This window comes from Arthrobacter sp. MDT2-16 (assembly GCF_054510925.1).
The window spans coordinates 87,030-112,204 of record NZ_JBTNDP010000004.1; the positions used below are offsets into that span (position 1 = coordinate 87,030).

The window sequence follows — 25,175 nt, forward strand, 5'->3', positions numbered from 1 at the left end:
GAGCCCCCGTCTCGAGGAGACGGGGGCTCTGTGATCCGGGTCGGAAGGCCGACCGGAGCCGGACTAGGCCGGGAGCTGCAGTACGTGACCGGTGAAGATCAGGTCCGCGTGGATCACGGTGTCGGTGTTGGCCGCGTACAGGGCCTGCCAGCCACCTGCGACGCCGAGCTTGGCGGCGATGGTGCTGAGGGTGTCACCCGACTGGATGGTGTAGGTCTGGCCGCTCAGGGCGACAGGAGCCACGGCGGCGGGAGCCTGGACCGGTGCGGAGTACTGCACGGGTGCCTGGACCGGTGCGGCGTACTGCACGGGTGCCTGGACCGGAGCCGCGTACTGCACGGGTGCCTGAACCGGAGCCGCGTACTGCACGGGTGCCTGGACCGGAGCGGCGTACTGCACGGGTGCCTGGACCGGAGCCGGAGCCTGCTGGGTGGAGTAGGCCGTGGAGGAGCCGCCACTCAGACCGAGCTTGGCGGAGCAGGCGGGCCATGCGCCCCAGCCCTGGATCTGCTGGAGGTTCGTCGCGACGCGCTTCTGCTCGTCGACGCTTGCCGTGTTCGGCGATCCGGTGCCGCCGGCAGCGTTCCAGCTCGACTGCGTGAACTGCAGGCCGCCGAGGTAGCCGTTGCCGGTGTTGATGCTCCAGTTTCCGCCGCTCTCGCACTGCGCGAGCTGATCCCACGTGTCGGCGTTGGCTGCACCGGCCGCTGCGCCGAGGCCGAGGCCGGTGAGTGCTACTGCGGCGAGTCCACGACGGGCGCTGGTGCTGAAGGAGTGTGTATTCATGGGGTTACGATGCTCCGAGAGGCCACCCGCACTAGGTCCGTCCCCGGACTTCTTCGTGCCGCTGCTCACCTTGACGGTTTAGAGGTCATGGTTCGGCAGCCGCCTGTTGAGCAACGAGCGGTGGAGGGCGGCGCCGGGCATTCATCGCTGCTCGGTTGACGGCAGCTTTTCGCTTCCCCGGACGGGGAACTTCCTCCACCGTAGGGCATATTTCATTCGTTGCCAAACCGGTACGGCTCTATGCTTGACATTGAGTAAAAACAGGGAATTGGAAGTGGCTGATTTGAGGATCCTCTGCCACACTAGCGCCCCGGGCCCCGTGGAGGGCACGCGAAGGGGCCCGGACGATGCCGTCCGGGCCCCTTCTGCGGGCGGGATTCCCGCGATCGGTCAGGCGGCCTTGGCGAGGTACCCGTTGGGATCCAGCACGTACTTCGTCGCTGCCCCGGCGTCGAACTCCTCGTAACCGCGCGGCGCGTCGTCGAGCGCGATCGGCTTCGCGTTGACGGCCTTGGCGATGTGCACACGGTCGTGCAGGATCGCCATCATGAGGCCCCGGTTGTATTTCATCACCGGACACTGGCCGGTGGTGAAGGACAGTGACTTCGCCCAGCCGGTACCGAGGCTGAGCGACAGGGAGCCGACCTTCGCGGCCTCGTCGATGCCGCCCGGATCGCCCGTGACGTAGAGGCCCGGGATGCCCAGGGCGCCGCCGGCGGCAGTCAACTGCATCAGCGAGTTGAGCACCGTGGCCGGTGCCTCCGTCGCCGCGCCGCTCCCATGGCCGCGGGCCTCGAACCCGACGGCGTCGACGCCGCAGTCGACCTCCGGCACGCCCAGCAGCTGCTCCAGCTGGTCGCGCGGATCACCCTTGGACACGTCGACGGTCTCGCAGCCGAAGCTCCGTGCCTGCGCCAGCCGGTCCTCGTTGAGGTCCCCGACGACGACGACAGCCGCACCCAGCAGCTGCGCCGACGCCGCAGCGGCAAGGCCCACGGGACCGGCGCCCGCGATGTAGACGGTGGAGCCCACGCCGACCCCGGCCGTCACCGCGCCGTGATAGCCGGTGGGGAAGATGTCGGACAGCATCGTCAGGTCGAGGATCTTCTCCAGGGCCTGGTCCCGGTCGGGGAACTTCAGCAGGTTCCAGTCCGCGTACGGGACGAGGACGTACTCGGCCTGGCCGCCCACCCAGCCGCCCATGTCCACGTAGCCGTAGGCGCTGCCCGGACGATCCGGGTTCACATTGAGGCAGATGCCGGTCTTGCGCTCCTTGCAGTTGCGGCACCGCCCGCACGCGATGTTGAAGGGCACCGAACAGATGTCGCCCTCCTTGATGAATTCGACGTCCCGTCCCACCTCGACCACCTCGCCGGTGATCTCGTGGCCCAGCACGAGGTCCGACGGCGCCGTGGTGCGGCCGCGGACCATGTGCTGGTCCGACCCGCAGATGTTCGTGGCGACGGTCTTCAGGATCACGCCGTGGTGGACCGCCCGGCCCACGTTGGCCGGGTTCACCCCCGGCCCGTCCTTCAGCTCGAAGGTGGGGTAGTCGATGTCGATGACCTCGACCTTGCCCGGTCCCTTGTAAGCAACAGCTCTGTTACCGCTCATGGAATTTCCCTTTCGTTCATTCCGTTCGTGGTGCGACCGGTCACCCGGCCACGCGAACCAGCGGCTGTGGGACCCGAAGGAATTCCGCCGGCCGCTGATAGCGCCGAACCTACCGCCCAGGGGGTCGCATGGACGTTGCATCGTGCACCGGCCGTCTTGTGGAGCGGCCCGGATCGGGGAGAGGGTAGCCCCATGACTGAAACCGTCCTCATCACCGGCGCGACCTCCGGCATCGGCGCGGAGTTCGCCCGACAGTTCGCGGCCCGTGGCTGCAGCCTCGTGCTCGTGGCGCGGGCTGTGGCCCCGCTCGAGGAGACGGCGGCCGCACTCCGTGCGCGGTGGGGCGTCGACGTCGAGACCCTCGCCGCCGACCTGCTCGACGACGACGGACTGGCCCGCGTGCTCGCCCGCCTGCGTGTCGCGGGCGGCGAGGCCGGCTCCGACGCCTCACCCGATCCCGTGTCCGAGCCCGTGTCCGGCGCGGGGTCCCGCCCGGAGCCACGCCGGAGCGGACCGGCCGCGGTGACCGTGCTGGTGAACAATGCCGGCTACGGGCTCGTGCGGCCCTTCGCCGACAACGCACTGGACGAGGAGATTCGGCACCTCCGCATCCACGTCGAGGTGCCGCTGTCCCTGGCGCACGCGGCCCTCCAGTCGATGCGGCCGCGACGGTCCGGCACGATCATCAACGTGGCGAGTGTCGCCGGCTTCACTCCGCGAGAGACCTACGGGGCGGGCAAGGCGGCGATGATCAGCTTCAGCCGCTGGGCGAACCTCACCTACGGGCGGGAGGGGATACGGGTGACCGCCGTGTGCCCCGGATTCGTCCACACCGATTTCCATCAGCGGATGGGCGCGGACAAGAGCGGTGTCCCCGCCGTCCTGTGGCTCGACGCCGGGCTCGTGGTCCGCCAGGCGCTGAGGGACACCGCCGCGGGCAGGGCGGTCTCCATCCCGAGCCTGCGCTACAAGATCCTCACGGCACTGGCGCGGGTGGCGCCGTCGTCGATGGTGGCCGGTTTCGCGGCGCGGGGCCGCTGATACGAGGAGCGGCGCGGGGTCGCTGACGCGAGGAGCGCTGCACGCGACACATCCGAACCGGCACGCCGACCGGACCGCTGCCCGCTTCCACGTCGGATGCGGGCTCGACGGCAGCGGACCGGCGACGGACGCCGGTCAGGAGGTGCTGCCCCCGCTGTCCCACGCATCGGGTTCGGCTGCGGCGTCCTCGGGGCGGCGATGCCCGGGCTCCTCCGACGAGCTGTCGCCGTCGAAGGCGGCCGGCACGGCGCCCGCGCTGTGGATGCCCTGCTCCTGGCGGATGCCGTCGGCGGTGCGGTCGGCCGATCCCGCCGAGGGGTCGAGGACGTTCTCGCGCCGGTCCGCCGCCGGGTGGCCGTCGGACTGTCCGGTGGCGCTGCCGTCCGGAACCCCGTCGCCCGCGCGTTCGCTGCCGTCCCTGTCCGCCGTCATCCCGCGGCCCGTGGACCCGGGTGAGCCGCCGTCGTGCGGGGCCGCTCCGCCGGCGCGGGTGGCCTCCTTCTCCAGGGGCGGGACGGGCTCCGCCGGGCCGAGGGGGTGGTCCTCGGGGAGGGATGCGCTGCCGGGATTGCCTGCGCTGCTCGGCTCGGTCATCATGCTCCTTCTGATTCACGACTTCTGATCTGCGACTACTGATTACCACTGGGTGCTGGTGGTGCCGTCAGGTGCGAGCGGGGCCCCTGCGCACCCTGCGACTGCGCCCGCTTCCACCACTGCGTCCTGATCGTCCCCTGCGCACCGGCATGGGAGGACTGGAGGGGTCAAACCGGTCAGTAAGTATGCTTATCATAGGAGGCCACAGGGTTGTGGGAGATGCGCCTTACAAGGAGGTAGGACGATGGCAGGTTACTTCAAACTCGTGGACGCTCATGACGATGGTTTCCGGGTGAAACTGACCGCTCCGGACGGAACGCTCGTCGCGGTCTCCACCTTCTACGCCACGAAGGAGGAGGCGATCGCGGGCATCGAGCTGATCCGGGAGATCGCCGGGACGGGTCCCGTGGTGGACCACAGCCGGGTCGAGTCCTCCGAGCAGGACGAGCTCCTCTTCGGGCTGCAGAGCGCCCCGGATCGGGACGGTCGGGTGCGGCGCGACGCCTGATCGGCGACGCGGGACGAGAGGAATCCGCGACACGGTGTACCACTGTATACATTGCCGTTGGATGTGGAATAGGATGGGGCTATTCCACAAACCTCTCTGAAGGGAGCCAACGTCATGTCGACCGCGGACTCATTCGGCGCGAAGGGCGTACTCGATGTCGCCGGCGCAGACTACGAAATTTTCAGGCTCAGTGCGGTCGAAGGCTCCGAGAACCTTCCGTTCAGTCTCAAGGTCCTCCTGGAGAACCTTCTCCGCACCGAAGACGGTGCGAACATCACGGCCGACCACGTCCGCGCGCTCGCGCAGTGGGACGCGGCCGCGGAGCCCGACACCGAGATCCAGTTCACCCCTGCGCGCGTCATCATGCAGGACTTCACCGGCGTCCCCTGCGTCGTCGACCTCGCAACGATGCGTGAGGCCGTCGCGGACCTCGGTGGTGATCCCAAGCGTGTGAACCCGCTGGCACCGGCCGAGATGGTGATCGACCACTCCGTGCAGATCGACGCCTTCGGCAACGCCGGAGCGCTCGAGCGCAACATGGAGATCGAGTACCAGCGCAACGGCGAGCGGTACCAGTTCCTGCGCTGGGGCCAGACCGCGTTCGACGACTTCAAGGTCGTCCCGCCGGGCATGGGGATCGTGCACCAGGTCAACCTCGAATACCTGGCGCGCACCGTCATGACGCGCGAGGTGGACGGCGTCCTCCGCGCCTACCCCGACACCTGCGTGGGCACCGACTCGCACACCACCATGGTCAACGGTCTCGGCGTCCTGGGCTGGGGCGTCGGCGGCATCGAGGCCGAGGCGGCCATGCTCGGCCAGCCCGTCTCGATGCTCATCCCGCGCGTCGTGGGCTTCAAGCTGACCGGCGAGATCCCCGCCGGGGCCACCGCCACCGACGTCGTCCTGACCATCACGCAGCTGCTGCGCCAGCACGGCGTCGTCGGCAAGTTCGTCGAGTTCTACGGTGAGGGCGTCGCCTCGGTGCCGCTCGCCAACCGCGCGACCATCGGCAACATGAGCCCCGAGTTCGGCTCCACCGCCGCCATGTTCCCGATCGACGACGTCACACTTGACTACCTGCGCCTCACGGGCCGCCCGGCCGAGAACGTGGCGCTCGTGGAGGCGTACGCCAAGGAGCAGGGCCTCTGGCACGACCCCTCCCGCGAGATCCGCTTCTCCGAGTACCTCGAGCTGGACCTGTCCACCGTGGTCCCCTCGATCGCCGGACCGAAGCGCCCGCAGGACCGCGTGGAGCTCAGCAAGTCCAAGAGCCAGTTCCGCGAGGACCTGCGCAACTACTCGGACGACCCAGACCTGGACTTCGCACCCGGCGGCACCGTCGACGAGTCGTCGCAGGAGAGCTTCCCGGCCTCCGACTCACCGAGCTTCACCCCCGGCACGACGGCCTCGGTCACCGAGGAGAACACGAAGCCGCGCGAGACCGTCGGCGCCGGTGCTGCGGGCTCGCGTCCGTCGAAGAAGGTCAGCGTGAGCATGAAGGACGGCCGCGAGTTCGAGCTCGACCACGGCGCCGTCAGCATCGCGTCGATCACGTCCTGCACCAACACGTCCAACCCGTCCGTGATGCTCGCCGCCGCCGTGCTGGCGCGCAACGCCGTCGAGAAGGGCCTGGTGTCCAAGCCGTGGGTCAAGACCTCCGTGGCCCCGGGCTCCAAGGTCGTCACCGACTACTACGAGAAGTCAGGCCTGATCCCGTACCTGGAGAAGCTCGGCTTCTTCACCGTCGGCTACGGCTGCGCCACGTGCATCGGCAACTCCGGCCCGCTGGAGGACGAGATCTCCCAGGCCATCCAGGACAACGACCTCGCGGTCACCGCCGTCCTGTCCGGCAACCGCAACTTCGAGGGCCGCATCAACCCGGACGTGAAGATGAACTACCTGGCCTCGCCGCCGCTGGTGGTCGCCTACGCCCTGGCCGGGACGATGGACTTCGACTTCGACAACGAGCCCCTCGGCCAGGACGAGGCGGGCGAGGACGTCTTCCTGAAGGACATCTGGCCCAACCCGGTCGAGGTCCAGAAGGTCATCGACTCCTCGATCGACGAGGGCATGTTCACCTCGAGCTACGCGACGATCTTCGAGGGCGACGAGCGCTGGCAGTCCCTGCCGACGCCCGCGGGCGACACGTTCGCCTGGGACCCGGAATCCACGTACGTGCGGAAGCCCCCGTACTTCGAGGGCATGCAGCGCGAGGCGAGCCCGGTGCAGGACATCGACGGCGCACGCGTGCTGCTGAAGCTCGGCGACTCCGTCACCACCGACCACATCTCGCCCGCGGGATCGTTCAAGTCGGACACCCCGGCCGGGCGCTACCTCACCGAGAAGGGCGTGCAGCGCAAGGACTTCAACTCCTACGGCTCGCGCCGTGGCAACCACGAGGTCATGATCCGCGGCACCTTCGCGAACATCCGCATCAAGAACCAGCTGCTCGACGGCGTCGAGGGCGGGTTCACGAAGGACTTCTCGCAGCCCGACGCACCGCAGGCCGCCGTGTACGACGCCGCCGAGAACTACCGCGCGGCCGGCACCCCGCTCGTGGTCCTCGCGGGCAAGGAGTACGGCTCCGGCTCGTCGCGTGACTGGGCGGCCAAGGGCACCGCGCTGCTGGGCGTGAAGGCCGTCATCGCCGAGAGCTACGAGCGCATCCACCGCTCGAACCTCATCGGCATGGGCGTCCTGCCGCTGCAGTACCCCGCGGGCCAGAACGCGGAGTCCCTCGGACTCACGGGTACGGAGACGTTCGCGGTCAGCGGTGTCACCGAGCTCAACGAGGGCCGCACGCCGCGCACGGTGAAGGTCACGGCCACCCCGGCCGACGGCGGCTCGCCGGTCGAGTTCGACGCCGTCCTGCGTATCGACACACCGGGCGAGGCGGATTACTACCGCAACGGCGGCATCCTGCAGTACGTGCTGCGCCAGCTCGCCAGCTGATCAGTACGAGGTTCCGGGCCGGGAGTCCCATCTCCCGGCCCGGGCCGTCTGCAGGGCATCCGCCCTGCCACCCGAACCACGACCGAGGGGGCGCCATGACCGAGTCCGCAGAACTGTCGGCGCGCGTCGACGGGGACGCCATCTTCCGCGTCCTCCGCGGCGAGATCCTCGCCGGTGTCCACCCGCCCGGCACCGCCCTGCGGGAAGTGGTCATCTCCGAGCGATTCGGCGTCTCCCGGACTCCCGTGCGGGAGGCCCTGAGCCGGCTGCAGCACGAACGCCTGCTCGAACGGGCGGCGCGCGGGCTCCAGGTCCCGCAGATCGACCCGCAGGAGGTCATCCAGATCTACGACCTGCGCGTCATGCTCGAGGAGGAGGCAGCCGGCCAGGCGGCCCTGAACCGCGGAACCGCGGACATCATGCGCCTCGAGGCGCTGCTGGAACGCGACCGCGCCGTCGTCGACCCGGACGACACCACGAAGGTCACGAACAACCTCGAGTTCCACACCTCACTGTGGGCCTCCGCGCGGAACCCCATCCTCATGGACCTCCTGCAGCGGCTCTCGACGCACCTCATCCACACGCCGCGCTCCACGCTGTCCGTGGGGGACCGGTGGCAGGAGGTGCTCCTCGAGCACGAGGCGCTCATCAGCGCCATCACCGAACGGCGCAGCGAAGACGCCCGCGCCATCGCCCGCCGGCACATGGAGACGGCGCGCACCATCCGCCTGCAGCTGCTGCGCACCACCGCGGCGGACTGACCGTGGCTCCCGAGGGCGGCCGGCACCGTCTCCTGCTCGACGTCGACACCGGGATCGACGACGCCGTGGCCCTCCTGTACCTGCTCGCGACACCCGGTGTCGCGCTGGAGGGGATCACCTGCACGGCCGGCAACGTCGGCGCGCGGCAGGTCGCCGCGAACAACCTGGCCCTGCTCGAGCTGTGCGGGCACGCCGGCGTCGAGGTCGCGATCGGCAGCGAGGTGCCGCTGGAGGTGCCCCTCGTCACCACGGAGGAGACGCACGGCGACCAGGGCATCGGCTACGCCGTCCTGCCGCCGCCGCGCGGGCGCGTGTCCGGGCGGCACGCCGTCGACGTCTGGCTCGAGGCCGTCCGCTGCCACCCGGGGCAGATCACCGGTGTGGTGACCGGTCCGCTCACCAACCTGGCCCTGGCCCTGCGCGCCGAACCGGAGCTGCCGATGCTCCTGAAGGGGCTCGTCATCATGGGCGGGGCGTTCCACCACCCGGGCAACACGACGCCGGTGGCCGAGTGGAACATCCATGTGGACCCGCATGCCGCGAAGGAGGTGTTCGCCGCCTACGAGGGGCTGCCGGTCCAGAAGCTGCCCGTGGTGTGCGCGCTGGAGACCACCGAGCGGATCGAGTGCACGCCCGCCCATGTCGACGCCGTCGCGCGCGCCGCGGGTTCCGGGCCCGAACTGCTCTCGCCCCACGACCCGGCGGGGACGCGCAGCACGAGCGACAACGCCGTCGTCGCCTGCGTGTCGGACGCCCTGCGCTTCTACATGGAGTTCCACCGCCTGTACGACCAGGGCTACATCGCCCACCTGCACGACCTCTTCGCGGTGATGGTCGCGACCGGGGAGGCGGGTTTCGGGGAGCGCCTCGCCACGGTCGACGTGGAGACGTCGTCGCCACTGACCTTCGGGCAGACCGTCGCGGACGTCGCCGGGATGTGGAAGCGGGCGCCGAACGCCCGGATCGTCACGGGCAACGACCCCGCAGCGGTGTTCGAGCTGATGGTCCGCCGCCTGTCGGACCTCGCGAGGATGCACGGCTGAGGGGAGCGCCGCCCCGGTACACTGGGATCGCCCGCACTGCTGCGTGGCCGGCGCCGAGGTGACATGAGGTGCGTCCTCCTTCCTCGATCCTGCCCTAGGACTATCGTGAGTTCACCCCTGACCCGACCCTCCGCGACTCCGGAGCGGCCACGCCGCCTGCTCATCCTCCTCGGCGGAGCGCTGATCGCCGCCACCTACCTGTTCCTGGTCGTCGTGCAGCCCGCGGAGATCGCCGGCGGCATGGGCAGCGTCGCGTCGCTCGTCTCGCTCGTCGGGTTCCTCGGCGGAGGCGCCCTGCTGGTGGCGGGGATCCTGCCGATGCTCAGCACGAGCTCCCTGGTGGTGATGCCGCTCGGCATCGCCCTGAACATCGCGATCGGCCAGGTCGCCGGATCCCTGGGCATGCAGATCTACCTCGACGCCATCGGGACCGTCCTCGTCGCCGTCCTCGCCGGTCCCGCCGCGGGAGCGGCGACCGGCGCGCTCAGCAACGCCATCTGGGGTCTGTTCAATCCGTTCGCGCTGCCCTTCGCGGCCGGCGCCGCGCTGATCGGGCTGCTGGCAGGCCTCGCTGCGAAGTACGGTGCCTTCCGCCACGTGTACCTCGCACCCGTGGCGGGGCTCGTGGTCGGTGCGATCGGCGGTCTCGTCGCGGCGCCGGTCGCCGTGTTCATGTTCGGTGCGGCCGGGACGTTCGGCACGAATGCCATCATCGCCGTCTTCCGGTCGATGGGGGACAAGCTCCTGGTGGCCGCCACGAAGCAGGGGCTGCTGTCCGATTCGCTCGACAAGATCGTGGTCTTCGTCCTCGTGGCGCTGATCGTGTACGCCCTGCCGCGCCGCGCGGTCCTCCAGTTCCCCTTCGCGCGGACGCACCGCGTGCTCGGGCAGCGGACCGACGTGGCGGGCACGGGGACGAAGGGCGGCACGACCACTGGCACGACCACAGCAGGCGCCGCACGCGGGAACCGCACCGGCGCCTGAGCCATGCCGCGCCGCAGGATCTACAACCCGCTGACGGAGCTGCTCGCCGCAGCGCTGCTGGTGGTGCTCGTGCTCGTGGTGAACAGGTGGGAGTTCTCCCTCGCCGTCCTCGTGCTCGTGGTGGTCCCCGCCGTGCTCCTCTCCGGCAGGCCCCGGCAGATCGGCCTCGCCATCGTGCTGGTCGCGGGTCCGCTGCTGGTCTCGTCGCTGCTGCTCCACGGCCTGTTCTACCCCGAGGGCCGTGAGGTCCTGCTGGATCTCGGGGTCGCCCGCGTGACGGCGGAGGGCCTCGCCTTCGCCGCCGGCATGGGCCTGCGCATGGGGGTCTTCACGGGCGTGCTGCTCTCGACCGCGATGACGCTGGACATCCCCGACCTCCTGGCCACCATGACGCACCGCGGCTGGAACCGGAAGCTGGTCTTCATCGTGGGATCCGCCGTCGGCCTCATCCCCCACGTCTCGCTGCGGGCACGCCGGATCAGCCGCGCCCAGCAGGCCCGCGGCCTCGTGGTCGGTCGCGGGCCGGTCTCGCGCTTCCGTGCCCTGCTGACGGTCACCACGCCGCTGGTCATCGGGCTGCTCGTGGACGCCTCCGAACGCACTCGCATGCTCGAGGCACGCGGCTTCTCGTCCTCCGCGCCCCGTACGAGCTACCTCCCGGACACCGATTCGCGCGGCCAGCGCCTGGCACGCCGCGCCATGGTCGCCGCGGTGGGACTGGTCTCGGTCATCCGGCTCGCGGCGGCGATGGCCGCATGATCCGGCTCGAGAGCGCGCACTTCGCGTACGACGACGGCGAGCCGTTTCTGACGGGCGTCTCCCTGGCCGTGGGGCCGGGGGAGTACGTGGTCGTTGCCGGTGCCTCCGGCTCCGGGAAGACGACACTCGCCCGCCTCCTCGCCGGCCAGACCGGCGGGGACGCCGGGTCCGTCTTCCGCGGCGCGATCACGCTCGACGGCGACACCGTGACGTTCGACGGCGTGCCCTCCGATCCCCGGATCGACCCCGCCGCCTGGAGCGAGCGGGTGGCCTACGTGGCGCAGGGTGCCTGGGGGCAGCTGTCCATGATGTCGGCGACCGTCGCGGAAGAGATCGCCTTCGGCCCCGCCAACCGCGGCGTCCCCGCTGCGGAACTGCGCCGGCTGGTCGACGACGTGGCCACCGCCCTGGGGCTGGAGGACCTGCTGCACCGCGATCCGCGGCGGCTCTCCGGGGGCCAGCTCCAGCGCACCGTCATCGCCGCCGCCGTGGTGCAGCGGCCGCGCCTGCTGATCCTCGACGAGCCGTTCCAGGGACTGGACGAGGAGGCGGCGCGCGACGTCGTAGCGGCCCTGGAGGAACTGCGCGCCCACGGTACGGGTGTCGTCGTGTGCGAACCCCTGCTGCCGCCCACGGACCCGCCGGGCGCCCGCGTCCTCGCGCTCGCGGACGGGTACGCCGTCTTCGAGGGGCCGCTCGCGGAGGCGCGCCGGGCAGGTCTCGGTCGCTACGGCATCGGGATCGCGGGTGATCCGCCCCGCCTGGGGCGCGGGGCGGGGCCTGCCCCGGTGGACCCCTCGGCTCCGGAACTGGTCGCGGTGGAGGGGCTCGGCTTCCGCCACACGCAGGACGCCGGCGCATCGGGGGACGCCGCCGGGCTGTCCGGCGTCGACCTGTCCGTCCGGGCGGGGGAGATCGTCGCGGTGCGGGGCGCCAACGGGTCCGGCAAGTCCACCCTGCTGCAGCACCTGAACGGGCTGTACCGGGCGGACACGGGTCGTGTCACCGTGGACGGCGTCCCGGTCCTCGGCCAGCCGACGGGCATGCTGGCCACGGCCGCGGGCTACCTGTTCCAGGACACGGACCAGCAGCTCTTCGAACGCACGGTGCTGCGGGAGGTGTCCTACGGTCCCCGCGCGGCCGGGCTGGGCCGGGACGACGCCGTCAGGAGGGCCGCGGACGCCCTCGACCGCGTGGGGCTCGGGGCGCTGCAGGAGGCGCACCCGTACGAACTCGGTTTCGTCCAGCGCCGGCTGGTGGCCGTGGCGTCCATCATCGCCACGGGCCCCGCCGTCTGGGCGCTCGACGAGCCCACCGCCGGGCTGGACGAGCCCACCCGCTCGATGCTCGCCGGTCTGCTGGCCCGGCATGCCCGGGAGGGGGGCGCCGTGGTCCTGGCGACGCACGACGCCGCGTTTGCCGACGCGCTGGCACACCGGACCGTCTGGCTCGAGGCGGGCCGGATCAGCCCGCGCGGAGCCGCGACGGGCGGCTGATCCGGCCTGCCGCCGATGCGCGCCAGCACCTAGGGTGTAACGCATGGACGTGTTGCGGGAGAGGTACAGGATGATCCGCTCGGAGGGCGCCGAGCTCGCCGTGTTCGAATTCGGGCGGGACCCCGGCCCCGACACGCCGACCATGGTCCTCGTGCACGGATACCCCGACGACCACCGGGTCTTCCTCCCCGTCCTCCGGGTCCTCGCCCCGACGCATCATCTCGTGACGTTCGATACCCGCAACGCAGGCCGCTCGCGTCCCCTCGACGGCGCCGGGTTCACCCTGGCGGAACTCGTCGACGACGTCCTCGCCGTGCTCGCCGGCATCGATGCCCCCGGTGGGGTGCGGCTCGTGGGCCACGACTGGGGATCGATCCAGGGCTGGGCCGTGGTCCAGGACGAGCGCTCCGACGGGCTGGTCACCGACTACACCAGCATCTCGGGGCCGGACCTGCGCCATTTCTCCCGCTGGCTGCGGAGCCGGTTCCGGCAGCCGGGCCTCGTCCTCCAGGGGGTGGGACAGGTGCTGCGCAGCTCGTACGTCGGAGCATTCCAGCTGCCGGTCCTTCCCGAACTGGCCTGGCGGTACGGGCTGGCACGCCGCTACGAGCTGACTGCACGGCGCAATGTCGGCGCGGATCCGGTCCGCGGCCTGGCCCTCTACCGCGCCAACATGTTCTCCGACGTGCGGCCCCCCAGGCGCCGGCCGGTCGCCGTGCCCGTGCACGTCATCGTGCCGCTGAAGGACCCGTTCCTCTCGCCGCACCTCACGGACGGACTGGAGGACTGGGTGGAGGACCTGACGGTGACGACCGTGCCCGGCGGCCACTGGTGGATCGCCCGGGAGCCCCGGATGTTCGCCGGACTGCTCGATCCCGCGCTGCGGACCGGCGACGCCTGAGCGGAGGCGTACCGCCGGTGCCGGTGCTACGCCTCGAGCAGCCCCCGGATGTCCTCGGCCGTGAGTGCCGAACTGAAGACGGCGTCGTCGTCCATGACCGAGGTGAACAGCTTCGCCTTCTGCTCCTTGAGCTTCATGACCTTCTCCTCGATGGTGCCCTTGGACACCATGCGGTAGACCATGACGTTCTTCGTCTGCCCGATGCGGTGGGTGCGGTCCACGGCCTGCGCCTCGGAGGCAGGGTTCCACCACGGGTCCAGGAGGAAGCAGTAGTCGGCCTCGGTGAGGTTCAGGCCGAAGCCGCCGGCCTTGAGGCTGATGAGGAAGACCGGGGCCTTGCCGTCCTTGAACGAGTCGATCACGTCGCCGCGGCTGCGCGTGGAGCCGTCGAGGTACGCGTACTCGATGCCGCGGGCGTCCAGCTGATCGGCGGCCTTCTTCAGGTAGGACGTGAACTGGCTGAAGACCAGCGCGCGGTGGCCCTCGGCGAGGATGCCGTCGAGGTTCTCGAAGAGCACCTCGAGCTTGGCGGAGGGAACGCCCTCGTGCTCCGGGTCCACGAGCGAGGCGTCGAGGCTCAGCATGCGCAGCAGGGTCAGGGACCGGAACACGATCATCCGGTTGCGGTTCATGTCCTCGATCAGGCCCAGGAGCTTCTGCCGCTCGCGCTGCAGGTACGTCTCGTAGATGTGCCGGTGCTCCGGGTGCAGTTCCACCTCCAGGACCTGCTCCTGCTTCGGCGGGAGGTCCGAGGCCACGGCCTCCTTGGTGCGGCGCATCATCAGCGGCCGGATGCGCTTGCGCAGCCGCACGAGCGGCCGGTTGTCGCCGATCTTCTCGATCGGCGTCCGGTAGTCCTCCGTGAACTTCCGCGCCGAGGGGAACAGCCCCGGAGCCACGATGTTGAACATGCTCCACAGCTCCATGAGGTTGTTCTCCATGGGCGTGCCGGTGATCGCGAGCTTGAACGGCGCCTCGAAGTCCTTGGCGGCCTGGTGCACCTTGGATGCGCGGTTCTTCACGAACTGGGCCTCGTCGAGCACGAGCCCCGACCATCGGAGTTCCTGGTAGGCGGAGAAATCGAGCCGGAAGAGCGTGTAGGACGTGATGACGATGTCGGCGTCCCCCACCTGCTCGCGGATGGGAACACCGGAGGCTCCCTGCGTGTCGGCGACGGACACGACCTTCAGGCCCGGGGCGAAGCGGTGCGCCTCGTTGGACCAGTTGGGCACCACGGAGGTGGGGGCGACGACGAGGAACGGGGCAGCCAGGCCCGTGGTCTCCTTCGCGTAGGTCATCAGGGCCAGGGCCTGCAGGGTCTTGCCGAGGCCCATGTCGTCGGCGAGGACGCCGCCGAGCTGGTGCCGCCACAGGAACGCGAGCCAGCTGAAGCCCTCCGCCTGGTAGGGGCGCATGTCCGCGACGAGTCCGGCAGGGGCGGGGGTCGCCTCGACGTCCTGGAGCTCGAGCAGCCCGCTCACGGCGTCGCGCCAGGACTGCGCCTGCTCGGTCTCCTCGGCGAGGTCCTCGAAGTCCGCCCAGAGACCCGCCTGGTAGCGGCTGATCTGCAGGTTCGATTCAGGGTCCCACTCGCTGAGCGAACGTGCCTCCTCGATGAGCTCGCGCAGCTGGTCGAACACCGGCTGCTCGAGCGAGAGGTAGCTGTTGTCCACGAGCTTGAGCTTCTTCCGGCCCTGGGCGAGGGCACGGAAGACCGAGTCGAAGGGGATGGTGCGGCCGCTCACGGTGACCATCACGCCGAGGTCGAACCAGTCGCGGTTGTCCGTCTCCACGGTGCTGATACGCAGCGTCGGGGTCTCCGTCAGCTCACGGTAGTCGGGCTTCTCGCCCACGATGTCGACGCTCACGCCGTCGAGTTCCATGAGCTTCGGCAGGACGTCCTCCGCGAACTCCACCGCCTGCATGTCCTCGAGCTTCAGGGCCTTGATGGGGAGGGTTCCGAGGACCCGGCGGGCGGCGGCCGTCAGCGCGTCCTCGGCGTCGGCGTCGCGGTAGCCGTCGTCGCTGCCCGCCCCGCCCCTGCGGAACGGCCGGCGCTGCACGGCGTCGCCGAGGGGATAGTCGAAGTGCCAGTCGAGGGACACGGAGCCGTCGGTCCCGTAGGCGGTGGTCAGGACGAGGACGGGCGGCTGGATCTCCGGCAGCGCCACGCTGCCGTCGCTGCTGTGCACCTCGATGGACTGCCGCAGCTTCGGGTAGTACTCCTGCAGGAACAGGGCGGTCTCGTCCTCCGGGACCACGACCGCGCGGCCGCGCTGCAGGAGTTCGACATCCTTGGCGGTCAGCCGGCGGGAGGTCGGGGCGAGCGTGATCGTGTCATCGGGTGCCACGGTGTACAGGCCGTGGGTGCTGATGACGTGGGCGGTGTCCGCCGGGTGCGCCAGGCCGTCGATGTCGAGGGACGGGCACAGCTGCACGGAGCCGTCATCGGTCACCGTCGCGTCGAGCTTCAGGGTGGCGCGGTCGGCGAGCTCGATGGTCACGGACTTCTTCGATCCGACGAACGCTATGCCGAGGCGCTGCGCCTCGTCGAGCAGCTGCCACAGGAGCGGGTTGCTGAAGTCGTCGAGGTACAGCCAGGAGTCGTTGTTGCCGAAGTAGTTGACCCCGGTGCCGCGGTGCAGCGCGGGGAACTGCGAGAACCAGCGGTGCTGCTCAGGGTCGAGCTTCAGCCCGTACGTCTGGTAGCTGATGCTGCCCCAGGACAGGTTGTTCTTGATCCACTTGCCCTTGCCGTTCTGGCTCACCGGGCGCACTCCGAGGCGCGTGTTGAGCGTGCGCTGCCCCTGGCGCTGGGCCGCGGACCCCCACCGCTGGACGGCGACCTCGGGGGTCCGCAGCTCGAACTGCAGACCGAGGGGTGTCAGGGTGGCCGACTGCGGGGCGTCCTCGGCCTCGAGGAGATCCATGAGGGACGCCTGCCAGCCCTCGGGCGCGGAGGGCCGCGGTGCCGGGCGCGCGCCGAGCTCGCGTTCGTGCTGCGCCAGGAGGCTCTCGGTGTTGCTCTGCAGGGCCGTCGCCGCCACGTGCTTGCAGTCGGCGCCGATGGGGCAGCTGCAGAAGTTCTCCAGCGGGCGGAAGCGGCCGTCCCCCTTGATCCCGAGCCGCAGCTTCGTCCTGTAGTCCGTGGGGGCGCTGCCGCGGACCTTGCCCGTGAGGAGCTTCGCGTCGGCGTCCCAGGCGAGGGAACTCACGGCGCCGTCCTTGGCGTAGGTCTGCCCGCGTTGGAACGCGGCCCCGCCCACGATCCGGATGATGTCGGTGACATCGACCATGGGGTGGGTGGAATTGGGCATAATTCCATGCTCTCACGCGACGGTGACGCTCTCCTGCACAGCCGGGCGCTTTCTGCTGGGCAGGTACCGCTCCCGTCCGCGGACGATGCACCGCCGGTGCCTGCCCTACTGTTGGAAAGGGCACTGATGATCGGCACGGGCCGACGGAGACAGAAGAGGGCGCGCGTGTTCGAAGCAGCAAGCATCACCTATGCGGCGGCAGGACTGGCCGTGTTCGCCGCGGCGCTCCTGCCCCGGTTGTTGATGCGCGCCCCAATCTCCATGCCCATGGTGTTCCTGGGCGCCGGCATCCTGGTCTTCAGCTTCTCGTCCGGTCTGCCGGACCCGGACCCGGTGAAGTACAGCGACGTCACGATCCACCTCAGCGAGGTCTGCGTCATCGTCTCGCTCATGGGGGCAGGCCTCGCGCTGGACCGCCGGATCGGCTGGCGCCGGTGGTCCACCACGTGGCGGCTCCTCGGCATCGCGATGCCGCTGTGCATCCTGATCCTGACCCTGATGGGCATGTGGATGCTCGGGCTCGGGCTGGCATCCGCCCTGCTGGTCGCCGCCGCGCTCGCGCCGACCGACCCCGTCCTTGCGTCCGAGGTGCAGGTGGGCGAGCCGTCCGAGTCGGAGGAGGACCTCGAGGCGGAGGACGAGGTGCGCTTCGGGCTCACTTCCGAGGCGGGCCTGAACGACGGGCTGGCGTTCCCCTTCGTGTACCTCGCCATCCTCATCAGCACCGTAGGGACGGCTCCTTCCGCGTGGTTCCCCGAGTGGATCCTGCTCGACGTGCTGTGGCGCATGATCATCGGCTGCGCGTTCGGTGTCGGCATGGGACTGCTGCTCGGCCGGGTCTTCTTCAGGTCCCCCATCAAGAGCGCGCGCCTCGCGAACCACTCCGAGGGCTTCGTGGCACTCGCTGCGACCTTCCTGACGTACGGCGTGACCGAGGCGGTGGAGGGCTACGGGTTCATCGCCGTGTTCGTGTGCGCCGTCACCATCCGGGCCGGGGAGCAGACGCACGGCTACCACGGCGTGCTCCACAGCTACATCGAGCAGCTCGAGCGGCTCCTGACCGTCGTCGTGCTCGTCCTGCTGGGCGGCGCCGTGGCCCGCGGCCTCTTCGAGGGCCTGCGTCCGCTCGAGGTGGTGGTCGCGGTGGCGTTCATCCTGCTGGTCCGCCCGGTCTCGGCCTGGGTGAGCCTCGCCCGCGGCAAGACCGGTCCGAGGGAGCGCGGCGTCCTCGCGTTCTTCGGTGTCCGCGGTATCGGCTCGATCTACTACCTCAGCTACGCCCTGTCCAAGGGCGAGTTCTCCGCCGACGAGTCGACGCTGTGGCGCATCGGCGGCCTCGTCATCGTCCTGTCGATCGTGGTCCACGGTGTGACGGCGGCCCCGGTGATCAACGCCCTGGACCGCGCCCGCCAACGGAGGGCACGTGCGCTGGGTGACGAGGCTCAGGCGCCCACGACCCCCGTCTAGCCCGGGCCCGACGGGTCAGGGAACCCCTCCAGCAGTGGTGTGTCTAACCGCGGTGTGTCTAATCGCGGCGTGTGGTGACGCGCGTGCGCTCCAGGGTGGCCCGGACCACGAGCCCGCCCACGAGCGCCCAGAACGCCCCGCCGATCCCCAGGACGGACAGGCCCGACGCCGCCAGGAGGAACGTGACCGCGCCGCTCATGCGGCCCGTGGCGTCGGCGAACGACGCCGTGACCGCCGTCGCCATGGTGCTGATCAGCGCGAGCCCCGCGACCGCCTCCACGAGTCCGGCCGGCGCGGCGCCCACGACGACGACCAGCGCCCCCGACGCCCCGGCCAGCACCACGTAGGAGATCCCGGCCGAGAGGGCCGCGATCCAGCGGCGCTGCCTGTCCTCGCCGGCGCCTTCGCCCGCCGAGAGGGCGGCCGAGAGGGCGGCGAGGTTCACGGCATGCCCGCCGAACGGTGCGACCACGGCCGTGCCGAGCCCCGTCACGGCCAGCGCCGGACGCCAGGGCGCCCGGTACCCGAACGATGCCAGGACCGCGACGCCGGGGAGGTTCTGTGACGCCATGGTCACCACGTAGAGCGGCAGGGCGATGCCGACGACGGCGGCCGGGTCGATCACGGGGACCGTGACGGCGAGGGACGGCGCCAGGGTGGAGGGCTCGATCACCGTGCCCTCGAGGGCGAACTGCAGCCCGATCACGGCGAGTGCCGTGACGAGGGCGAGCGGGACGGCCCACTTCGGCACGAGCGCCGATGCGGCCAGCCAGACGAGGATGACCGGGAGGACCAGGAGCGGGATGGTCCCGAGCGACCGGAACGGTGCCAGGCACAGGGGCAGCAGCACGCCGGCGAGCATGGCCTGTGCGAGGTGCTGCGGGATACGCGCCACGAGGCGGCCCAGCCACGGCACGGCGCCGGTCAGCACGATCAGGGCACCCGTCACGAGGAATGCACCCACCGCGGCGGGCCACCCGCCGGCCGGGACGGCCGCACCGGCGAGCAGGGCTGCGCCCGGCGTGGACCAGGAGAGGGTGACGGGGATGCGGTAGCGCAGCGCCAGCACCACGATCCCCAGCCCCACGACCAGGGTCAGTGCCAGGAGCCCCGAGGCGGCCTGCTCGGGTGTCGCCCCGGTGGCCCGCAGGCCCGCGAGCACCACGGCGAACGACGACGTGAAGCCGACGAGCGCCGTGACGACGCCCGCGAGGACGGGCTCGTGCAGGCCGGCTCGTGTGGCAGAGCGGGTACGCACCCTCGACGTCCCGGGGTTCAGGCGCCGCGGCCCTGTTCGAGTCGTCGCTGCACGGCCTCGAGCTCGTCGCTGAGGGACTGCAACCGGGCCGTGTTCTGCTCGACGGCGAGTTGCCGCACCAGGGCGTCCTGGTGTTCGCGGAGCTCGGCTTCGGTGGGGGGTTCGCTGTTCGGCATGGGCCCAGTCTGTCAGAGCGGCGCCGCGAGGTGACGCTGCCACGACCGCCGTGCTCCCGGCACGTGCGGAAATAGATGCGTCCGGGCAACCGTTCCCTGAGAAGGACCGCGCAACACCCCCGTCGCGGATCCCAAGAACCGGAAGGTGCACCCATGTCTGTCCCCCTGTCCATCCTGGATCTCGCGCAGGTCGCCGAGGGCTCCACGCCGGCCGAGACGTTCGCGTCCAGCGTAGAGCTGGCGCAGCACGCGGAGCGGTGGGGGTACCGCCGCATCTGGTACGCGGAGCACCACAACATGGGTAGCATCGCCTCCTCGGCCACGAGCGTGCTGGTCGCTCACGTCGCCGCGCAGACCTCGACCATCCGGCTCGGCTCGGGCGGCGTCATGCTGCCCAACCACTCGCCGCTGACCATCGCCGAGCAGTTCGGCACCCTCGAGAGCCTCCACCCCGGCCGGATCGACCTCGGTCTCGGGCGCGCCCCGGGCAGCGACCAGACCACGGCCCGCGCCCTGCGCCGCGACCCCATGGCCGCCGACAGCTTCCCGGAGGACGTCCTGGAGCTGCAGGGCTACCTCACCGGTGAGACGCGCGTCCCGGGTGTCCAGGCCACGCCCGGCAGGGGCACCAACGTGCCGCTGTACATCCTCGGGTCCTCCCTTTTCGGCGCCCGGTTGGCCGCCGCCCTCGGCCTGCCCTTCGCCTTCGCCTCCCACTTCGCCCCGCAGTCCCTGCAGGACGCCGCCTCGATCTACCGCCGGGAGTTCAGGCCCTCCGCGCAGGCACAGACGCCGCACTTCATCGCCGGCGTGAACGTCATCGCGGCCGACACCGCGAACGACGCCCACCACGAGTTCCACGAGGCGATGCTGCGCCGCGTCACCCTGCTCCTCGGACGCGGCCAGACCTTCACGCGGGAGGAGTCCGAGGCGATCCTCGCGTCTCCCGGCGGCCGGCAGATGGCGGACATGGCGCGCTACAGCGCCGTAGGGACGCCCGACGTCGTCCGGGACTACCTGGAGCGCTTCGCGGTGCAGGTCGGGGCGGACGAACTCATCGTCGCGACCCAGGCCGGCACCACCGAGACATGGCTGCGATCCTTCGAACTGCTGGCCGGGGCGATGCTGCCGGTGGCCGCCTGAAGGGTCTCGAAACAAGAACCTTCGAACTCCTGCTTGCCATTACCCTCCCGGGTTTGGTTTAGTGGGACGCAGTTGTAGTGTTGCGCATTTGTATTTCGCACGGTCTTCCCCTGCGGGGTAGGTCGCGTCTCTGAAAGAGCGGACAAGCACGCCGCGACTGGGGCATTCCGAAAGTCGGAGTGCGTCTGATTTTCAGAAGGAAGATAAAAATGGCAACAGGTACCGTGAAGTGGTTCAACGCTGAAAAGGGCTTTGGATTCATTGCTCCCGACGACGGAAGCGCAGACGTGTTCGCACACTTCTCCGCCATCAACGCAAGCGGCTACCGCTCGCTCGATGAGAACCAGAAGGTGAGCTTCGACACCGAGCAGGGCCCCAAGGGTCCCCAGGCGTCGAACATCCAGCCCCTCTAAGGCTCGGATCTTCTACTAGATCTTCGAAGGAAGCAGGTCGGACCCCGGTCCGGCCTGCTTCCTTTTTTCGTGTCCGTCCGATGCCCGGCGGAGGCACCCCGCCCGGTGACCGCCCTGCTCCCGCACCCGTGCCCGGGCAGCGGCGCTCGGACCCTCCGGTGGGGATGGGAGAATGGGCGCAATCGACCATCGACCAGGAGGACCCATGAACCCCCGCACGCTGTTCCGGACCGTCGCCGTCGCGGAGGCGGTGACCTGGGCCTTCTTGCTGCTGGGGATGTTCTACAAGTACGTGACCCGTTCCACCGAAGCCCTCGTGCCGCCGGCCGGTGCCGTGCACGGCTTCGTGTTCCTCTGCTTCGTGGTCACCGTCGTGTTCGTGTGGATCAACCAGCGCTGGTCATTCCTGACCGGTCTGCTCGGGCTCGCCTCCGCCGTCGTCCCGTTCGCCACGGTCCCGTACGAGCGGTGGATCGAGCGCCGCGGGCAGCTGGCCGGTGCATGGCGCCTCGCGCCCGGGGCGGAGGTGCCCGGGAACCGGGCCGAGCAGGTGCAGGCGTGGGTGCTGCGCAGCCCGGTCGCCGCCCTGCTCGTCGCGGTGAGCGGCATCTCCGTGGTCTTCACGGTGCTGCTGCTGGTCGGCCCTCCCGGGTCCGCATGAGTGACCTGGGGAACACCACCGACGACGAGCGGTTCTTCCTGCACAGCGGGCGCCGCTGGCGGAAGACCGACCCGTCGTTACCGGAGGACGTCAAGGCGCGCCTCATGTCCCATCTCGGGCGCGGCCGCTCGGGCGTGCGCAACAGCGCCAAGGGCGACGACGGCACGGCGCTGCCGCGGGCGCGGCGCACGGTGCAGCTGGCCAAGGAGGGCCTCGGGGAGCGCGGGACGCCCTGGTGGGAGCAATCGGCGGCCGAGCGGAAGGCTCGGTGGACGGCCGCGCTCGAGGAGCTCGACACGCTCCACGCGAAGCGGTCCGCCCCGCCGGCGGGCGACGCCGCCAGGAAGAACCCCGGCGATGCCTGAGCAGTCCTCGGAGGACGGGCTGCGGGCCGAGATCCTGCGGATCGCGGAGCAGCGCGGGAGTGTGAAGACGCTCTGCCCGTCGGAGGCCGCCCGCAGCATCGGCGGCGACACGTGGCGGGACCTCATGCCGTCCGCACGGCGCATCGCGTTCGCGCTGGCGGGGGAGGGTCTGGTCGACGTGACACAGCACGGCGAGCGCGTGGATCCCGACGTCCGCGGACCCATCCGGATCCGCTGGATCAGCCGGCCCGAGGACGAGACCGGGTCCGCAACGGACGCCGCAGCGCTGCCGGCCGTGGGCGCCCCGGCGCTGCGTGCCCTGCACCAGGCCGACTACCGGACGATGGCGGATCTCGAGGGCGTCCCGGAGGGTGACCTCGCCGCTCTGCACGGCGTCGGCCCGACGGCGCTCCGGCTCCTTCGCGAGGAACTCGCGCGCAGGGAGAACCCGGGGGTGTGATGCCGGCGTGACGGCTGCCGCCCAGCGGAGGGGTCGTGCCGCCCGAGCGGCCACCGATCGCGCCGATGGACCCCAAGCAGCCGACGGCGCCCCGCGAGGGAGGCGCCGTCGTCCATCGAGGAGTGCGGGTCGCGGATGTCCCCGGTCGTGACGTGATGCGAAGCGGGACCACGCCGGCGGGGGACTGCTCCCGGGGCCGTGCCTACTTCCGGGCGAGCTCCGGGTAGTGGAGCTCGGTGACGTCCGGGTGGGCGCGGAGGCGTCCCTTGAGCATGTTCGAACCGTAGGAGGACAGCATGGGGTTCTCGGGGTCGTCCGAGAGCCCGCGCGCCGCGGCCTTCAGGTCCTCCGCGAGCGGCACCGGCTCGATCACGGCGTCGAGGCGCGGTGACCAGAAGAACGGGATGGCGTAGCGGTCCACACCGGGTGCCGGCGCGGTGACCCGATGGATGGTCGCGGCGAGGTAGCCCTCGGTGGCCACCTCGAGCATCTCGCCCAGGTTGACCACGAGCGCTCCGGGGATCGGCGTGACAGGCACCCACTCGGTCGCGCTGTGGGGGAGTACCTCGAGGCCTCCCACCTCGTCCTGCAGCAGGAGGGTCACGAAGCCGTAGTCGGCGTGCGCGCCGACGCCCTGGGAGCCGGCACCCTGGACGACGCCGCCCACGTAGTGGACGAGCTTGGCCATCCAGGCCGGGCTCCCCTCGAAGGGTTCGGCGAAGTAGTCCTCGGGCAGGTGGAGGGCGACGGCGATGGCGGAGAGCAGTTCGGCGCCCACCGTGGACATCAGGCCTGCCCAGGCCATGGCCTGCTCCTCGAGCGCGGGCAGGGCCTCGCGGGGCCACAGATTGGGGCCCTGGAGCAGCCAGTACGGTTCGTCGGCCGGGTAGTCGGCGAGGGGCTCGCGTTCGGGGGAGAAATCGATCTGCTCGCGGGCGTCGGGGCGCCCGCGGGTGATCTCGGTGCCGAGGCCGGCGTACCCGCGGAAGTGGGGGCTCGTGCGGTTGTGGATCTTCAGTCGCTCCTCGAGCGGGAGATCGAAGAAGCGGCGCGTGATGGAGAACATGTTGTCCACCTGGGTGGGCGCTGCCCCGTAGTTGATGATGTGGAAGAAGCCGACGGTGTGGGCGGCGTCGCGCAGTTCGTCGATGAATGCGGGGTTGAAGGATCCATCGGCGGAGCGTGCGGTGCTGAGGTCAAGAGTGGGGATCGATCCCGGAGAGTGCTGCATGCGCAGGACGTTACGCCCGTTGAAAAGGCCTGCCCGCCTTTACGTTACGCCGTATTGCGGCTTGACCCGCCCGTACCGGGATGCCCGACGCCCGCCAGTCTGCGCAGCAGGCGGAGCCCGCCGTCGGTCCCCGGCCAGTGCCGCTCCAGGACTCCGGCGCCCGTGCTGCGGACCACGGTGCGCAGGACGGCGGCCACCAGCACGACGTCGTCCGTGTACCCGATGACGGGCAGGAAGTCCGGGACGAGGTCGAGGGGCAGGATGAGGTACACCACCAGCCCCCAGAGCAGCAACCGCACCCACCATGGAACGGCCCGGTCGGCGGCGAGGCGGCGGAGAAGCCGCAGGACATCGGGTCCGAGGCGCAGCACGTCGGTGAGCGAGAGGACCTCCGGATGCCGCCGCGCATGGACGGCCAGGGCCAGCAGGAACAGCGCATAGGCCCCGAGGAGGGCGAGCGCCGACCGCAGCAGGAGACCTGGGTCCATGCGGTGCCTCCCTGTCCTTACTTCGCGTTACTACGGTGTGAGCGCCGCGCCTCGCGTTACTAGGGTGCGAGCGCCGCGCGGAGGACCGCCGCGATGCTCTCGGTGACCTGTTCCTCCGTGACCGCCTCGGGATCGGCCGCGCACTCCACGGCCATGCCGTTGACGGTGGCCAGCAGGATGGTCGCGAAGACGGTGTAGTGCTCCGGGTCCGACGGCGCGCCGAACGTCGCAGCCCGTTCCGCCAGGGTGGTCGCGAGCAGGGTGCGCCGCGTGCGCCGATGCTCGCGGAACACCGCGCCCACCTCGGGATCGCGGCCGGCCTGCAGGGCGAACTCGACCACGAGGGCGTGCCAGCGGTGCTCCCGCAGGACGCCGCGGGCCAGATAGCGCGCGGTATGCAGGACGGTCTCGTCGAGGGAGGTGATCCTGTCCACCTGGCTGAGGACGTCGGCGGCGGTGTCGGCGAGCCGTTCGCTCAGGAGGGTGGCGAAGAGCTCCTGCTTCGAGCCGAAGTTGGAGTAGACGGCGCCCTTCGTGTAGCCCGCCCGCTCGGCGATGGCATCGAGCCGTGCGGCGACGTACCCGATCTCCTCGAAGACCTCGAGGGCCGCGGCGAGCAGTCCGGCGCGGACGTCCTCGCGGCGGGGACGCCGTCGCGGTCTGCCCGCCGTCGTACTGCTGGTATCGGTGTTCGTGGTCGTCATCCGTCCTCCTGGAAGTAAGATACCATCGGTATTGAATACCCAAGGTATTG

24 protein-coding genes are annotated in these 25,175 nt (G+C 70.5%); 15 read left to right on the forward strand and 9 right to left on the reverse strand.

Going from position 1 to position 25,175, the window contains the following annotated elements; all coding sequences use genetic code 11:
- Positions 1–63 precede the first annotated feature (63 nt).
- Together ACX80N_RS09060 and fdhA are read right to left on the reverse strand one after the other, a co-directional pair.
- A complete protein-coding gene (locus tag ACX80N_RS09060) occupies positions 64–786 on the reverse strand; it encodes a LysM peptidoglycan-binding domain-containing protein (RefSeq protein WP_105031206.1) in 723 nt (240 codons plus the stop codon).
- A gap of 390 nt (positions 787–1,176) precedes the next feature.
- Positions 1,177–2,400 carry a formaldehyde dehydrogenase, glutathione-independent gene (fdhA, locus tag ACX80N_RS09065; protein ID WP_105031205.1) on the reverse strand — a complete coding sequence of 408 codons (1,224 nt, stop codon included), beginning with the start codon at positions 2,398–2,400 and terminating at the stop codon, positions 1,177–1,179.
- 192 nt (positions 2,401–2,592) lie between these two features.
- On the opposite strand from fdhA, the gene ACX80N_RS09070 reads away from it, so the two are divergent.
- Positions 2,593–3,441: an SDR family NAD(P)-dependent oxidoreductase gene (locus ACX80N_RS09070; protein ID WP_459339106.1), complete on the forward strand. Its 849-nt coding sequence runs from the start codon at positions 2,593–2,595 to the stop codon at positions 3,439–3,441.
- Positions 3,442–3,576: 135 nt separating this feature from the next.
- Here the strand turns inward: ACX80N_RS09070 and ACX80N_RS09075 are convergent, their stop codons facing one another.
- Entirely contained in the window at positions 3,577–4,035 is a 459-nt protein-coding gene (locus tag ACX80N_RS09075) for a hypothetical protein (protein WP_459339107.1), read from the reverse strand.
- Between the two features lie 244 nt (positions 4,036–4,279).
- Here ACX80N_RS09075 and ACX80N_RS09080 point away from each other — a divergent pair, with 244 nt between their 5' ends.
- The 8 genes from ACX80N_RS09080 (at position 4,280) to ACX80N_RS09115 (ending at position 13,442) form a co-directional block, all read left to right on the forward strand.
- Positions 4,280–4,543, forward strand: a complete 264-nt coding sequence (locus tag ACX80N_RS09080) for a YegP family protein (RefSeq protein WP_459339108.1) — start codon at positions 4,280–4,282, stop codon at positions 4,541–4,543.
- A gap of 114 nt (positions 4,544–4,657) precedes the next feature.
- Positions 4,658–7,498, forward strand: a complete 2,841-nt coding sequence (gene acnA, locus ACX80N_RS09085) for an aconitate hydratase AcnA (protein WP_459339109.1) — start codon at positions 4,658–4,660, stop codon at positions 7,496–7,498.
- A 95-nt stretch (positions 7,499–7,593) separates the two neighbouring features.
- Positions 7,594–8,259: a GntR family transcriptional regulator gene (locus ACX80N_RS09090; RefSeq protein ID WP_459339110.1), complete on the forward strand. Its 666-nt coding sequence runs from the start codon at positions 7,594–7,596 to the stop codon at positions 8,257–8,259.
- 2 nt (positions 8,260–8,261) lie between these two features.
- The gene (locus ACX80N_RS09095; protein WP_459339111.1) at positions 8,262–9,302 is read left to right on the forward strand and encodes a nucleoside hydrolase; all 1,041 of its coding nucleotides are present in this window, start codon (positions 8,262–8,264) and stop codon (positions 9,300–9,302) included.
- Positions 9,303–9,407: 105 nt separating this feature from the next.
- Positions 9,408–10,286 carry an ECF transporter S component gene (locus ACX80N_RS09100; protein ID WP_459339112.1) on the forward strand — a complete coding sequence of 293 codons (879 nt, stop codon included), beginning with the start codon at positions 9,408–9,410 and terminating at the stop codon, positions 10,284–10,286.
- Between the two features lie 3 nt (positions 10,287–10,289).
- Complete coding sequence (locus tag ACX80N_RS09105; RefSeq protein WP_105031198.1) at positions 10,290–11,045, forward strand: energy-coupling factor transporter transmembrane component T; 756 nt, start codon at positions 10,290–10,292, stop codon at positions 11,043–11,045.
- Positions 11,042–12,541, forward strand: a complete 1,500-nt coding sequence (locus ACX80N_RS09110; RefSeq protein ID WP_459339113.1) for an ABC transporter ATP-binding protein — start codon at positions 11,042–11,044, stop codon at positions 12,539–12,541. Before ACX80N_RS09105 ends, ACX80N_RS09110 begins: the two co-directional genes overlap by 4 nt.
- A 70-nt stretch (positions 12,542–12,611) precedes the next feature.
- Positions 12,612–13,442, forward strand: a complete 831-nt coding sequence (locus ACX80N_RS09115) for an alpha/beta fold hydrolase (protein WP_240615034.1) — start codon at positions 12,612–12,614, stop codon at positions 13,440–13,442.
- 26 nt (positions 13,443–13,468) lie between these two features.
- Here the strand turns inward: ACX80N_RS09115 and ACX80N_RS09120 are convergent, their stop codons facing one another.
- Positions 13,469–16,759 (reverse strand): DEAD/DEAH box helicase, encoded by a 3,291-nt coding sequence (locus ACX80N_RS09120; protein ID WP_459339114.1) that lies wholly within the window; start codon positions 16,757–16,759, stop codon positions 13,469–13,471.
- A gap of 165 nt (positions 16,760–16,924) precedes the next feature.
- On the opposite strand from ACX80N_RS09120, the gene ACX80N_RS09125 reads away from it, so the two are divergent.
- Positions 16,925–18,226: a cation:proton antiporter gene (locus tag ACX80N_RS09125; protein ID WP_459339115.1), complete on the forward strand. Its 1,302-nt coding sequence runs from the start codon at positions 16,925–16,927 to the stop codon at positions 18,224–18,226.
- Positions 18,227–18,284: 58 nt separating this feature from the next.
- Here ACX80N_RS09125 and ACX80N_RS09130 read toward each other — a convergent pair whose 3' ends face one another.
- Together ACX80N_RS09130 and ACX80N_RS09135 are read right to left on the reverse strand one after the other, a co-directional pair.
- On the reverse strand, positions 18,285–19,484 hold the full coding sequence (locus ACX80N_RS09130) for a benzoate/H(+) symporter BenE family transporter (protein WP_459339116.1): 1,200 nt from the start codon (positions 19,482–19,484) through the stop codon (positions 18,285–18,287).
- 17 nt (positions 19,485–19,501) lie between these two features.
- The gene (locus ACX80N_RS09135) at positions 19,502–19,660 is read right to left on the reverse strand and encodes a hypothetical protein (protein ID WP_157940186.1); all 159 of its coding nucleotides are present in this window, start codon (positions 19,658–19,660) and stop codon (positions 19,502–19,504) included.
- 153 nt (positions 19,661–19,813) lie between these two features.
- On the opposite strand from ACX80N_RS09135, the gene ACX80N_RS09140 reads away from it, so the two are divergent.
- The 5 genes from ACX80N_RS09140 to ACX80N_RS09160 all read left to right on the forward strand — a co-directional run bounded on the left by ACX80N_RS09140 (position 19,814) and on the right by ACX80N_RS09160 (position 22,702).
- Positions 19,814–20,803, forward strand: coding sequence for an LLM class flavin-dependent oxidoreductase (locus tag ACX80N_RS09140; protein ID WP_459339117.1), 990 nt, complete (start codon positions 19,814–19,816; stop codon positions 20,801–20,803).
- Positions 20,804–21,012: 209 nt separating this feature from the next.
- Positions 21,013–21,216: a cold-shock protein gene (locus ACX80N_RS09145; protein ID WP_026533290.1), complete on the forward strand. Its 204-nt coding sequence runs from the start codon at positions 21,013–21,015 to the stop codon at positions 21,214–21,216.
- A 205-nt stretch (positions 21,217–21,421) separates the two neighbouring features.
- A complete protein-coding gene (locus ACX80N_RS09150) occupies positions 21,422–21,877 on the forward strand; it encodes a DUF3817 domain-containing protein (protein ID WP_459339118.1) in 456 nt (151 codons plus the stop codon).
- A complete protein-coding gene (locus tag ACX80N_RS09155) occupies positions 21,874–22,242 on the forward strand; it encodes a 2-polyprenylphenol hydroxylase (RefSeq protein ID WP_459339119.1) in 369 nt (122 codons plus the stop codon). Before ACX80N_RS09150 ends, ACX80N_RS09155 begins: the two co-directional genes overlap by 4 nt.
- Positions 22,235–22,702 (forward strand): DUF3253 domain-containing protein, encoded by a 468-nt coding sequence (locus tag ACX80N_RS09160; RefSeq protein ID WP_459339120.1) that lies wholly within the window; start codon positions 22,235–22,237, stop codon positions 22,700–22,702. Before ACX80N_RS09155 ends, ACX80N_RS09160 begins: the two co-directional genes overlap by 8 nt.
- Before the next feature lie 202 nt (positions 22,703–22,904).
- Here ACX80N_RS09160 and ACX80N_RS09165 read toward each other — a convergent pair whose 3' ends face one another.
- Genes ACX80N_RS09165 through ACX80N_RS09175 form a run of 3 tightly spaced genes read right to left on the reverse strand, consistent with a single transcriptional unit; the run spans position 22,905 to position 25,125 of the window.
- Positions 22,905–23,933 carry an isopenicillin N synthase family dioxygenase gene (locus ACX80N_RS09165; RefSeq protein ID WP_459339121.1) on the reverse strand — a complete coding sequence of 343 codons (1,029 nt, stop codon included), beginning with the start codon at positions 23,931–23,933 and terminating at the stop codon, positions 22,905–22,907.
- Between the two features lie 44 nt (positions 23,934–23,977).
- Entirely contained in the window at positions 23,978–24,421 is a 444-nt protein-coding gene (locus ACX80N_RS09170) for a YkvA family protein (RefSeq protein WP_459339122.1), read from the reverse strand.
- Positions 24,422–24,480: 59 nt separating this feature from the next.
- Positions 24,481–25,125, reverse strand: a complete 645-nt coding sequence (locus ACX80N_RS09175) for a TetR/AcrR family transcriptional regulator (protein WP_459339123.1) — start codon at positions 25,123–25,125, stop codon at positions 24,481–24,483.
- Positions 25,126–25,175 lie beyond the last annotated feature (50 nt).